The sequence below is a fragment of the Cyanobium sp. Candia 9D4 genome, assembly GCF_024346155.1.
In the GTDB taxonomy this organism is placed as follows: Bacteria; Cyanobacteriota; Cyanobacteriia; order PCC-6307; family Cyanobiaceae; genus Cyanobium; species Cyanobium minutissimum.
Map to the genome: position 1 here is coordinate 412763 of NZ_JAGQCK010000002.1, position 12606 is coordinate 425368.

14 protein-coding genes are annotated in these 12606 nt (G+C 61.2%); 12 read left to right on the forward strand and 2 right to left on the reverse strand.

Annotation, left to right across the window (positions count from 1 at the left end):
• Nucleotides 1-31: 31 nt before the first annotated feature.
• Both KBZ08_RS06615 and KBZ08_RS06620 read right to left on the reverse strand, forming a co-directional pair.
• Nucleotides 32-382 carry an NmrA family NAD(P)-binding protein gene (locus tag KBZ08_RS06615; RefSeq protein WP_254972130.1) on the reverse strand — a complete coding sequence of 117 codons (351 nt, stop codon included), beginning with the start codon at nt 380-382 and terminating at the stop codon, nt 32-34.
• Between the two features lie 10 nt (nt 383-392).
• Nucleotides 393-1127, reverse strand: coding sequence for an SDR family oxidoreductase (locus tag KBZ08_RS06620; RefSeq protein ID WP_254972131.1), 735 nt, complete (start codon nt 1125-1127; stop codon nt 393-395).
• 165 nt (nt 1128-1292) lie between these two features.
• On the opposite strand from KBZ08_RS06620, the gene KBZ08_RS06625 reads away from it, so the two are divergent.
• From KBZ08_RS06625 to KBZ08_RS06670, 12 genes are all read left to right on the forward strand, one after another.
• Nucleotides 1293-2225, forward strand: coding sequence for an AraC family transcriptional regulator (locus KBZ08_RS06625; RefSeq protein ID WP_254972132.1), 933 nt, complete (start codon nt 1293-1295; stop codon nt 2223-2225).
• A gap of 852 nt (nt 2226-3077) precedes the next feature.
• A complete protein-coding gene (locus KBZ08_RS16605) occupies nt 3078-3347 on the forward strand; it encodes a TfoX/Sxy family DNA transformation protein (protein WP_106219752.1) in 270 nt (89 codons plus the stop codon).
• Between the two features lie 293 nt (nt 3348-3640).
• Entirely contained in the window at nt 3641-4045 is a 405-nt protein-coding gene (locus tag KBZ08_RS16610) for a GFA family protein (protein ID WP_396122377.1), read from the forward strand.
• 252 nt (nt 4046-4297) lie between these two features.
• Entirely contained in the window at nt 4298-5149 is an 852-nt protein-coding gene (locus KBZ08_RS06630; protein ID WP_254972133.1) for a hypothetical protein, read from the forward strand.
• A gap of 395 nt (nt 5150-5544) precedes the next feature.
• Entirely contained in the window at nt 5545-5787 is a 243-nt protein-coding gene (locus KBZ08_RS06635; RefSeq protein WP_146134503.1) for a hypothetical protein, read from the forward strand.
• Between the two features lie 39 nt (nt 5788-5826).
• Nucleotides 5827-6201, forward strand: coding sequence for a VOC family protein (locus tag KBZ08_RS06640; protein WP_254972134.1), 375 nt, complete (start codon nt 5827-5829; stop codon nt 6199-6201).
• 58 nt (nt 6202-6259) lie between these two features.
• Nucleotides 6260-6868 (forward strand): TetR/AcrR family transcriptional regulator, encoded by a 609-nt coding sequence (locus KBZ08_RS06645; protein WP_254972135.1) that lies wholly within the window; start codon nt 6260-6262, stop codon nt 6866-6868.
• 60 nt (nt 6869-6928) lie between these two features.
• Nucleotides 6929-8263 carry an SCP2 sterol-binding domain-containing protein gene (locus KBZ08_RS06650; protein WP_254972136.1) on the forward strand — a complete coding sequence of 445 codons (1335 nt, stop codon included), beginning with the start codon at nt 6929-6931 and terminating at the stop codon, nt 8261-8263.
• A gap of 50 nt (nt 8264-8313) precedes the next feature.
• Entirely contained in the window at nt 8314-9120 is an 807-nt protein-coding gene (locus tag KBZ08_RS06655; protein ID WP_254972137.1) for an SDR family oxidoreductase, read from the forward strand.
• 41 nt (nt 9121-9161) lie between these two features.
• The gene (locus KBZ08_RS06660) at nt 9162-10037 is read left to right on the forward strand and encodes a bile acid:sodium symporter family protein (protein WP_254972138.1); all 876 of its coding nucleotides are present in this window, start codon (nt 9162-9164) and stop codon (nt 10035-10037) included.
• A gap of 197 nt (nt 10038-10234) precedes the next feature.
• A complete protein-coding gene (locus KBZ08_RS06665) occupies nt 10235-11749 on the forward strand; it encodes a DUF2252 domain-containing protein (protein WP_254972139.1) in 1515 nt (504 codons plus the stop codon).
• Complete coding sequence (locus tag KBZ08_RS06670) at nt 11749-12372, forward strand: MarC family protein (RefSeq protein WP_254972140.1); 624 nt, start codon at nt 11749-11751, stop codon at nt 12370-12372. Before KBZ08_RS06665 ends, KBZ08_RS06670 begins: the two co-directional genes overlap by 1 nt.
• Nucleotides 12373-12606 lie beyond the last annotated feature (234 nt).

The following is a 12606-nucleotide window of genomic DNA, read 5'->3' on the forward strand; positions in this document are numbered from 1 at the left end:
TGTTCACGGAACCCGGCGAAGCACAAGTTCGTCATCCTGCTTCAACAACCGCTGCAATCACCTGCTCAGCCCGTGCGAAAGAATCTTCTGAGGGGTCGTCGGGCGGATTCAGAACAGACGCCCCCGACACCCCTTCAACAGCACGACCCAAGGCATCCCCTTCGGCATCATCTTCGACCATTGCAACCCCAGCCCCTTGCGCTTCCCAGACGGCACCTTTGCTTTCATTCCGCACCGCTACCCGCACCGTTGGCTGTCCCACCAAGGCATTTGCCGTCGCTGCACTGGTCTGTCCTGTCGCACCTGATGACCCCACAGAGCTCACCATTTTTGATTTTCCTTTTGTCTGAACGTTGGCCTGTGCCTTTCCATGGGGATGCATGGGCAATGCTTTAGAATGCGCTGGCGGTCGGGCGAACAATGATTTCATTCACATCCACATCCGCTGGTTGAGCAATCGCATAGAAGACAGCTCGGGCGATCGCATCTGATGTGAGTGCCGTCTTGCGAAGTTCTTGTAAAAAATCCTTGCTGGCATTGTCCGTGATATCAGAGCCAAGTTCAGTTTCGACTACGCCAGGGGAGATCAGCGTGACACGGATGTTTTTTGACTCCTGACGCAGCCCATCGGAGATTGCCCAAACGGCGTATTTTGTGGCGCAATAAACTGCAGCAGTAGGTCCGACCCAATGGGCGGCGATCGAGGCCGTGTTGATAAAATGCCCACCGCCTTGCGCTTCCATGATCGGCAGTCCCGCTGCAATGCCATTCAAGACACCGCGGATGTTGACATTGATCATGGTGTCCCATTCCTCAACTTTCAGGGCATCCAGTCGTGATAGCGGCATCACGCCAGCGTTGTTAAAGATCACGTCAACACGCCCATATCTGTCTTTGGCAAAGTGAATGAATGCTTTTACGTCCTCGCGATTGGCGACATCCACTGCTTTAAACTCTGCTGTGTGGCCCTGATCACGAATGTCCCCGACAACTTTTTCGAGCCGCTCTGTCCGTCGCGCTCCTAGAACAACGTTCGCGCCATTTTGAGACAGCAATCGAGCAGTCGCTTCACCGATTCCACTGCTGGCTCCAGTAATGACGACAACTTTTTTGTCAACGTTCAGCATGTTGCTTTTCCTGGCTGACTGGTTTGGACAGATTCACGGTAAAAGCAAAAGCAAGAAAGCAGAATCCATAGACCTCCCGGATTCTTGCCTAATCCTCCAAGCTGGGATTGTGTTGGTCGTCTATACTGCTGGGTCGAAGGTGATTCCATGAGTCGGTACACTCCCATGACACCTGAAACCATTTGCTCAGTCAGCCATCAAGCTGAGATCACAAAGCAGTGCCAGGAATTGGCAGACCTGATCACTCGTCACACCGATGGCAAGGGGAATGGGTGTCATCAAACCGCGATCGCTCAATTGGAATTTCAGCGAGAATCTTCAGTTTCCACTGCACTACGCGGAGTTTGTGACCCGATCTTTGCAATTTTGGTTCAAGGCAAAAAGGAGCTGTTGCTGAATGACGAGATCTATCGGTATGGTGCGGCGCAATACCTGGTTGTTTCAGTTGATCTGCCGCTGACCGCATTTGTTGTAGAGGCGACGTCTGACAAGCCTTATCTGGGATTTAAGCTGACGTTAAATCCCTATCACCTCTGCGATCTGATGATTCAAGCCAGTGCGATTCAGCGTCAACAAGAAAATGCTGTGAGGGGCTTGTTTGTCAGCACTACTGATATGCCGTTGCTCGATGGTGCCCTCAGGCTGACGAAGCTTTTGGATGCACCACAGGATATTCCCATCCTAGCACCGCTAATCATTCACGAACTCTATTACCGCCTTTTAACGAGTGACCAAGGCGCAGCGGTTCGCCAAATTGCCACATCGGGTAGCCATATGCAGCGAATCGCTGAGGTGATAAAACAGCTCAAGGCTGATTTCACACAGCCATTGCGGATTGAGAACTTAGCAAGGCAAGCCGGGATGTCTGCTTCCTCGTTTCATCATCACTTTAAAGCCGTGACATCCATGAGTCCGCTGCAATATCAAAAACAATTGAGACTCCTCGAGGCGCGCCGTCTGATGCTTGCTGAAAACGCTAATGCGTCCAATGCTGCCTATCAGGTGGGGTATGAGAGTCCGTCGCAATTCAGTCGCGAGTATGCTCGGATGTTCGGTGCGCCGCCGATTCAAGATATTGAACATCTACGGACAGCCTGAGCAAAGCCTGCATCCTTATGGGCGCTACTGAATGTAGATATGATTTGCAGATGGGCATTCTTGCTTCAGGGCTGTTCGCGTATCGCCCCTGAGACATTCCTAAGTCCGATCAGCAACGCCTGCTTGTGATTGAGATTGAGATGGAAGTTGGATGAACGCGATTGCCGCCGAACAATGCAAATGCAGCAAACGGCAAAAGGTACGAGTTCTGGGTTGAAGTTCGTCTGTCTCCGCTGATTTGGGGCGTTCGGACTCCAGGAGCTGCTTAGCGCTGTTTCCGTCGTTTCGCCCGCAGCATCGGGTTTCGAGCTGGTGTCGTTCATTCTGAGCGTCAGCCGCGCACCACACTTGAAGCAGGAAAAGAGGTAAAGTCACTGCACCATCGTGTCCCTGATCGCATGAGCCAGCCCGACACCTGAACTCTTTCGGCCTCACGTGACTCCTTAGTACCTCCTTCATCTCTTTAGTGGTCGAGACATGAATCCGTGGCAAGTTGGACTGTTCATGAGGCGATTCTCCAAGTGGAGCATCAACATCCTCGCCGTTTTCATGGTCGCGGGCGGGGTTCACCTTGCCTTTGCCGGAGACGACCAGGACGACAGCCTGATCGGGGCTGCCAACATCGTCCTTGGGGCGTCCCTCCTGTCCCTTGTGGATGATGAGCCAGTGACCCGGTAGGCACCGATGGATCAGCCTGTTGATTCCGGTGGATCAAGCGATCCATGAGCATCGGCAAGGTCGCTATTCTTTCATCGTCTTTCTTGGCGATCGGCGATGAGCTTTGTGCGATCTCCGATGCTCCAGCGTGCATGGCTCATTGGCGAACGTCCTGTTGTCAGGGAGAAGAGTTCCATGGCTGCCCATCAGCTGTCCCATCTGCGGAACATCGGGAACACCGTTGCGTTGAGACTCGGTGAGGTTGGGATCAAAAGCGAAGCGGAACTGAGAAGGGTTGGAGCGGCCCAGGCCTATCAGTTGATGGCTGCGCAATGTCCAGGAAAGCGCCTGCCAGTCTGCTACTACCTCTATTCGCTTGAGGGTGCGCTCCAGGACAGGCCGTGGGATGCTTTGTCTGAACAGGAGAAAGCTGCACTCAGGTTGGCGGCGGGCTTGCCAAGGTGACCATCAGAACATCAGATCCTCGCGTCACCCGGGATCCACCCGTCTGCGCCGCTGAACCTGACATCATGGTCTAACGTTTGGACGGATGTGTAACGGCGTTACTCGGGAACGGAACGCGAGGATGAATCCTGTGAGCGCCCTGTGACTGTTTCCCTTCTCCGAAGCTGAGGCCTTCCCTGTGAGGCCTGCCACCTGATGGACCCCATCACGCCTCTGCAGTGCCTGGACCAGGCGATTGGCAAGCGTCACCCAAGCACCCTGACCCTTCCTTGCATCGCTGGAGGACTTGGCGCATGAAACGGTCTGGTGGATGCCACTGTGGCGCCATTCGCTACGAGGTTGAGGGAGATCCCCTCACCCATGCGCTGTGCCACTGCTCCGATTGCCGCCGCCATGCCGGTGCCCCCGTCGTGGGTTGGACGATGGTTCCCGAGACGGCCCTGCGGGTGACACGCGGTGTACCCAGAATCTACCCATCGTCGCCGCAGGGTCGTCGACACTTCTGTGGCGACTGCGGCACTGGGCTCTTCTACTACAACCCTGAAGGGCTTCCTGGCATTGTCGATATCCAGAGCGCGACATACGATGACCCGGAGGCCGTACCGGCGCGCATTCAGATCCAGGTGGCGGAACGCATTGCCTGGATGGAGCGGGCCCATGAACTTCCCCAGTTTGAACGCTTCCCTCCGCAGGCGTAGCCGCTGGCCAGCCATCCCGATCGACAACTCCTTTTGCACGACCCTCTGCTTGTCTGTGTCAACTCTCAAGCAAGGCGCCGATGGGCCCCGATGATGCTGGGATGATGGTTCGTCATGTGGTTTGAAGCGCTGACGGGATTGGCTGAGACATCCCCACAGGACGTGCGTCAGCAGATCTCCCTTGAGGGTGAATGTCTGAGGTCCCATGCGAATGGGAGGATTCTGGTCTGTGGACGGCTGGAAACGCCGTCGTTGGCGGAGTTGCGAGAGCGGGTTGCTTCCATTGGCTATCCGTCCGGCAAGCTGACGGTGCGCGAAGTGGTGGCCAATGTCCAGCATCTGCATGCCGACGAATTGAACGCCAATGCACTCTTTAAGGTGGCCTCTCAGTTCAATCTGCTTGAAATGGTGTCACCGGATGTGACGCCAGAGCGCGGCGTGGGGATTTATGAGCATGACCATACCCAGGGACCAGCGTGTGCCATGGCGGCTGGTGCCGGCACGATTTTTCGCAACTACTTCGCAGACGTCAATGGCCAAACCGGTCAATCGGCGGACAACCAGCTGGATTGCCTGGCGGATCTCGGCATCGCCCTGGGAAATGCAGAGGGTCGTCTCTGGGAGATGAGGAACGGATATCCCTTGGCCTCGCAGGCTGGCCTGGTTGAGATGGCTGAGCGTCTGACGTCAGCCGATGAAGCGGAACGCGACGGCTGGCGGCAGCTGCTGCGGATCGGCATTCAGTGGCGGACCCAGGTGACCCTGAAGGAGTGCACACACCTCGTTTCCCAGGCCTACGGTTCCGCCTTGCCCGTTGCCTATTCCAGGCATCCGTCGAACCTATGGGCCCCATTCGCACGTCTGATTCTGGAAGCCTCCTATGAAGCAACGATCTGCACGGCCATCCTGAATTCGGCTCAGCATGGAAGCAACCGACTGTTCCTCACCTTGTTGGGTGGCGGGGCCTTTGGCAACGAATCCGACTGGATTCTGGCAGGCATCCAGCGAGCCCTGAACCTCTATCGCAACGTCGATCTTGATGTGGCCATTGTCAGTTACGGTGCTTCCCGTCCGCCTGTCAGACGACTGGCCAGTCAATTCTGATCATGGACGCCTTCTTTGAGATTCAGGATGTTCAACTCTGTTGGGCGGAGGCGAGGGCCAGGCGCTGAGGTCTTCCTCGGTCAGGGCTGCTGAGGCTGCTCTCAGCGACCCACGGCACCTGCCCATTGTCGGGCGTCCAGCGCCCTTCTGATGATGGCCATCAACAGCCTCCGCTCTGCGCTGAGCTCGACCATCGACCCCCTGGTAGTGACCAGCTGGGCTTTCCAGTCCTTGGCCGCTCGCTCAACCGGGTCAAGGGTTACGGCCTCTGTTTTGTTTGCTGATCCGGTCGCCCAGCCAAGTTGGAGCGGCTTGGTGGAACGCTGGCGATACCAGACACCTGACGTCGGCCTGATCCTGCGTAAACTCTGTCCAGCCATGCCTTCCGGAACGTGATGCCGCCTGAAACGCCCATCAGCACGACACGTTCCACCCTGGCGTTGCGCTTTGCTGCCGGCACCGCCATGGGTGTCCTGATCGCTTCGGTGCCATTCGCCGCTGGTCATCCCCTTCAGCTCAGCAGCCTGGAGATGCTCGCCGCCGCCCTGGTGATCAGCGCGTCCGGCGTGATGGGCTGTCTCTGGGGCGGTCGTTTTCTTGATGCCCTTTCCAGGGCACTGGATTCCACCTCCGTGTGAGGCTTCAGACTGCGCTCCATTCCGAGGACGAAGGCAGCCATGGCCTTCACGCGACTGCTGACCAATCTCTGCTCCGATCGTCTGGCCGAGAGTCGTGATTTCTATGTCTCGCTGCTCGGGTTCAAGGTGAACTACGACAGCGACTGGTATGTCCAGCTGCGCAGCCCTTCCCATCCGGAGCTTGAGCTCGGCATCATCGCCCGATCCCACGACCTCGTTCCGGCGACGTTTCAGCAGACGCCAACGGGGATGTACCTCACCTTCGTCGTCCCCGACGTCGATGCCTTGCATGCCCGGGCCATGGCGCTTGGCCTGGCGATCCTCCAGGAACCCAGGAACGAGTTCTACGGGCAGCGGCGCTTCCTGACGGTGGACCCGAACGGTTGCCTGATCGACATCTGCAGCCCCTGCTGAGCGCCTGACCACCCCACCCGACAGGGAGCCCAGGTCGGCCATGCCCCCGGAAGCCATGATGGCCATCATGCGATATCCGGAGAGTCACAAGCAGGCCGTGCGCCAGCGCATCCTCGAGGCCGCCGCCGAGGAGCTGCGCCGCCATGGCCTTTCCGGTATCGGCATCCCGGCCCTGATGAAGCGCGCCGGCCTCACCCATGGAGCCTTCTATGCCCACTTCCCCAGCCGGGATGCCCTGGTGGCCGAGGCCATCCGCACGGCTGCGGCCGACAGTGCCGCTGGCCCGCTGGCCGACGCCCTGCCCCTGCAGCAGAGCCTGGCCCACTACCTCTCCCCCGAGCACCTCGCCCATCCGGAGCGGGGCTGCGTGATCGCGGCCCTCGGCGGCGAGGGATCCCGTCAGCCGGCCCCGGTGCGCTCGGCCTTCGCGGCCGCCGCCAGGGGGCTGCTGGCGGCGATCGAGCGCAAGCTCCATCCCCGCCGGCCGGCGCCGGAGCCCAGCGATGCGGCCCTGCGACTGGCCTCGGCGATGGTGGGGGCCGTGGTGCTGGCCCGCCTCGTGGAGGATCCCGCCCTGGCCCGCCGCCTGCTGGAGGCCGCCGCCTCAGCAGCCACGCCCGCGACGCCCGCCACGCCCTCCACGCCCGCCACCCCTGCCGCGGGCTGAGACGGGCCGAGCCGGCCCCGGGCGACCCTCTCTTTTTTGCCCTATTGGATGACGATCATCATGGCAGCCTCCGACCCCCATCCCGCCCTCGCGGCCGCCCGCGCCCGCGGTCCCCTTCCGGCGCCGCCGCCCCTCTCCCTGGAGGAGGTGCGCGCCATCGCCCTGGAGGCCGGCGCCGATGACGCCGGATGGGTGTCCCTCGACCATCCCGATCTGGCCGAGGAGGTGCCTCACGTGCTCTCCGCCATGCCCGGCGCCCGCTCCCTGGTGGCGATCGTGCTGCGCATGCACCCAGAGAACGTGCGCAGCCCCCGCCGCAACGTGGCCAACCTCGAGTTCCACCGCACCGGCCACGGGGTGGATGAGGTTGCCGCCCGCATCGCCCAGGCCCTTTTTGAGCGCGGACACCGGGCCATGAACCCGCCCATGGCCTTCCCCATGGACATGGGCTCCTTCCCCGGTCGCTCCTGGATCGTCTCCCACAAGCGCGTCGCCCAGGCGGCCCAGCTGGGAACGATGGGCCTCCACCGCAACCTGATCCATCCCCGCTTCGGCTCCTTCGTGCTGCTGGGCACCGTGCTCACCGATGCCGAGCCGACCGAGGCCCCGGCCGCCTTGGGCTACAACCCCTGCATCGACTGCCGGCTCTGCGAGGTGGCCTGCCCCGTGGGGGCCATCGAGCCGGGCGGTGGCTTCCGCTTCTCCGCCTGCTACGACCACAACTATCGGGAGTTCATGAGCGGTTTCGCTGACTTCGTCGAGGACGTGGTGGAGAGCCGCGACCGCCAGGACTTCCGCGATCGCGTGCCCCTGCACGAGGCCGTGACCACCTGGCAGGGGCTGGCCTACAAGCCCAGCTACAAGGCCGCCTACTGCGTGGCGGTCTGCTCCGCCGGCGACGACGTGCTCGGCGGCTTCGTGCACGACCGCACCGGCCACGTGCAACGGGTGCTGAAGCCGCTCACCGAGCGGGAGGAGACCATCTACGTGGTGGCCGGCTCCGACGCCGAGGCCCACGTCCGCCGCCGCTTTCCCCACAAGCGGGTGCAGCGGGTGCGCTCCAGCCTGCGGGCCACCCGCCCCCGGGAATTCTTCGGCGCCCTGCCGCTGATCTTCCAGCGGGGCCCGGCGACGGGATGGGCCGCCACCTTCCACTTCGATCTCAGCGGCCCCGAGGCGGTGCGTGGCACGGTGCGGATCGATGACGGCCAGCTCCAGGTGACCCCCGGCGAGCTCATCGGCACGGCCGATCTGCTGGTGCGGGTCGACGCCCGCCTCTGGCTCGCCATCGTCAGCGGGCGCCGCAGCCCGGTCTGGGCGCTGCTGCGCCGGCGGCTCAGGATCACTGGCGACCGCCGGCTTCTGACCCGCTTCGCGGCCTGCTTCCCGCGTTGATTTCCCCCATCCTTCCCATCCCTTCCCCCCCTCCCTTCACCCGAGCCGCGATGTCCTCCGCCCCGACCCGACGCCAGCGGCGCTTCCTGGAACGCTACGGACCCTGGGCCGTCGTCACCGGCGCCTCCTCCGGCATCGGCCGCGCCCTGGCCGTCGCACTGGCGGAGGCCGGGCTGAACCTGGTGCTCGTGGCCCGCGACCGCCCCCGCCTCGAGACCCTCGCCGCCAGCCTGATGGCCACCCACGGCGTGCAGGTGCAGGTCATTGCCGTCGATCTGGCCCGGGACGACCACCTCTGGACGATCCGCCGGCTCACCGATCCCCTGGATGTGGGCCTGCTGGTGGCCTCCGCCGGCTTCGGCAGCGCCGGCCCCTTTCTGGACGCGGACATCGCCAGCGAAACCGGGATGCTGATGGTCAACGGCCGGGCGGTGCTGCAGGCCTGCCACCACTTCGGCCGCCGCTTCCGGGAACGGGGACGGGGCGGCCTGGTGCTGCTCAGCTCGATCGCCGCCTTCCAGGGCATGCCCTACGCGGCCCATTACGCCGCCACCAAGGCCTATGTGCAGACCCTGGCGGAAGCCCTGCACGAGGAACTCCGGGCGGACGGGGTGGACGTGCTGGCCGCGGCGCCCGGGCCCACCCACAGCGGTTTCGCCGCCAGGGCCGGCATGGCGCTGGGGATGGCCCTGGAGCCCGAGGCGATCGCGCCGGTGATTCTCGCGGCCCTCGGTCGCCAGGTCACGGTGCTGCCGGGCGCGCTCTCCAAGCTGCTGAGCTGGCCGCTCGTGCCCCTGCCGCGCTGGGCGCGGGTGAGCATCATGGGCAGCGTGATGCAGGGCATGGCCCTCCACTGATGCAGAGCCAGTGATGCTGAGCAAGTGATGCAGAGCCTCTGATGGAGAGCAGCGTCTTCACCGCCGTCCTGCTGCCGGTGGCCCTGGCCATCGTCATGCTGGGCATGGGCCTCAGCCTGGTGCCCGAGGACTTCCGGCGCATCACGCGCTACCCCCGGGCGGTCGCGGTGGGCACGGTCTGCCAGTGCCTGGTGTTGCCGCTGCTGGGGGCCCTGATCGCCCTGGTGGTGCCGATGGAGCCCGTGATGGCGGTGGGGCTGGTGGTCGTGGCCGTCTGCCCGGGCGGGCCGTCGTCGAACCTGATGACCTATCTGGCCCGGGGGGATGTGGCCCTGTCGGTGACCCTGACGGCGCTCAGCAGCATCATCACGGTGGTCACGATTCCGCTGTTCACCAACCTGGCCCTCCAGCATTTCCTGGGGGAGGGGGCCGCGATCGCCCTGCCGATCGGCACCACCATGCTGCAGATCGTGCTGATCACCCTGCTGCCGACCGCCATCGGCATGGCCATCCGCCATCGCTTCCCCGGGCCGGCCCGGCGCCTGGAGAAGCAGATGGGCCGCCTGGCCGGGGGCCTGCTGGCGCTGATCATCCTGCTGCTGTTCATCCGCGAGGCCCCCAAGCTGCCAGGCTTTCTGGCCCAGATGGGACTGGCGATCGCCCTGCTCAACGTGTTGGCCATGCTGGCGGGCTTTCTGGCCGGCAGGTTGTTCCGCCTGCCCGTGGCCCAGCAGGTGTGCCTCGCGATCGAAGTGGGGATTCAGAACGGAACCCTGGCGATCGCCATCACCGCCGGCCTGCTCAATAACCCCGACATGGCGGTGCCGGCGGCGGTCTACAGCCTGCTGATGTACGTGTTCGGCTTCGGCGCGGTCCTCTGCGGCCGGCGCCTGATCCCTGCGGTCCGCGGGGCGTGATCTCCGATCGCATCACCGGGCCGACCGGGAAGTGGTGCGTCCCAATGGCCCTGGACCTCCCAACGGAAGGACCCAACCCAGAGCCTGTCTGACGCCGATCGGTCGGTCACCGCCTCACCCGCAGCACCTCAATGACGGCGGTGGGCTCACTCGGCTGAACAAGGTGATGAGACACAACACCTAAGCCTGGGCTGCGGATGATCGGCCGCTTCTTGAATTTTCCTTGGGTTGGCCTGATGGGTGTCCAATCCCCTGCAAGGATCAAACCAGGGACGACTGCAAAGCTGCAGCAGTTCACATCATTGAGGGCTGATCCAATGAGTGCCTTGCCACCAGAAACCATTCGCGGAGTGTCTCAAGCCCATTTTCGCCCCAGGACAGAGCGTCTTCAGATGGGTAAAGCTCTTCGTCAGTCTGTAGCGAGGGAGCTCCAGGCGGATTGGCAACCCTCCAGCAGCCGCCGTGATCCTATCGATGTTCTTGAAGCCTCCAATCAAGGGCGACTATCTGAGCTGATTCCCATCCGCTATGGGCGCATGCTCCGCAGCCCCTTTACGTTTCTACGCGGCTCTGCACCACTGATGGCTTACGACCTGGCGACAACCCCGAACAGTGGTATCCAGGTGCAAGCCTGTGGGGATTGTCACCTGCTGAATTTTGGCTTGTTTGCCACCCCTGAGCGACATCTGGTTTTCGACCTGAATGATTTTGATGAAACCCATCCAGCTGCATGGGAATGGGATTTGAAGCGCCTGGTAACGAGCTTTGTCGTTGCTGGGCGGGATAACGGCTTGTCTGATGACGACTCCAAGGATGCTGCCATTGGTTGTGTCCGCTCCTATCGAGAGCACCTACGGCGGTACTCCTGTATGAGCCCGCTGGAGGTTTGGTATGACCGCATGGACATGGATAGCCTCATTGCGATGGCTCCTGACACGAAGACAAAGCGCCGCAGACAAGACTTCGCCGATAAAGCCCACGGGCGAATCGTTGACAACCTCTTTCCTAAGATTGTGGCCAAGGTTGGTGGACGACCCCGCCTTGTGGATCAGCCGCCTGTCCTCTTCCACCCAGCGGTCGAAGACTTTGAGTCCATTGTTCGAGAGGGTCTTGAGGACTACCGCCAGACGTTGTCGGATGAGCGTCGCATTCTCTTTGATCGATACAGATTCGAGGATGCCGCTCTCAAAGTGGTTGGAATCGGTAGCGTAGGAACAAGATGTTTTATTGCTTTGTTCTTTTCCGAGGACAATCATCCTTTGATGTTGCAATTCAAGGAGGCACTCCATTCGGTTCTCGAGCCGTACACTGAAATCAGCCGCTACGGCAACCAAGGCGAACGTGTCGTCATGGGGCAAAGGCTGATCCATTCCTCAAGTGACATCTTTTTGGGGTGGTTTCGGTCGCGGAATGGTCGAGACTTCTATGTTCGCCAGTTGCGCGATATGAAGGTGTCGTTTCCGATTGAGGGATTCTCCTCTGTCCAGCTCATGCGATACGCCGAGATCTGCGGTTGGAGCCTGGCCCGTGCCCACGCGAAGTCTGGTGATGGGACGACGATCTGTGGTTACCTTGGAAAAGGTGACCAGTTCGACAAGGCGATGGGCAAGTTTGCTGTGGCCTACGCCAACCAGACCGAGCACGATCATTCCGCTCTGGTGGCAGCAGTCGAGACAGGGAGAGTTGAGGCCTTGGTGGAAGAGAACTTGTGATGCTCACCCTCTCATCTATCTTCGTTTTGTTTTTTATCACTCTTGGCCCCATCAAGACAATCATTCCTTTCGTGCAGCTAACGGCCCATGCTGATTCCTCGCTTTGTCGAATAGTTGCATTGAGAGCTGCACTGGCATCCACCGCGATCGTGCTGACCCTCTGTGTTGTTGGCCCGTTGCTTCTGAAAAATTGGAACGTTTCATTTGATGCCGTGGCTCTGACTGGGGGGCTCATTCTCGTTGTGCTGCCCTTGCAGATGATGCTCAAATCCGACGAGAGTCCTCCCAGCAGAGGTGAAGCTACAGAGGCCATCCCTACCTCGATGCTGATTTCACGTCTTGTGATTCCGACCATTGTCACGCCTCCAGGCATCGCGACGATACTGGCCCTTACGGTATTGAGTCGGGGAAATCAACCGTCTTGGTTGGCGGTTGTTGTCCTGCTCGTCTTGATTATGATCACTAATCTGGTTGCTATGATTGCAGCCCGGAAGCTGCTGGGCTTCATCACTGCTGCGGGGCTACGTGTGATTGGTTGGGTGTTCGCGGTGCTTCAAGCGTCCCTGGGCATGCAGGTGCTGCTTAACTCCCTCCGCAGGCTCGGAGCACTGCCGATTCCGTAAGGGACGACGACGGGCCACCCGTCCATCCTGTTCTAGTTCGGCGGAAGCGGCGTCGACCTTGTCCCATGCAAGTCTGGCTGCTTGACTTCCTGGCCGAGGCCCTGACTCAAGGCCTGGTCCGAACCTCGAGCTGTTGATCACGAGCATGGCTGCATGGCACTCGCCTTGAGCTTACTGTGACTACGAGTAAAGTCGTGGTTCCGGCACCTGCGCCCGTTCCGGGACATCCGTGGA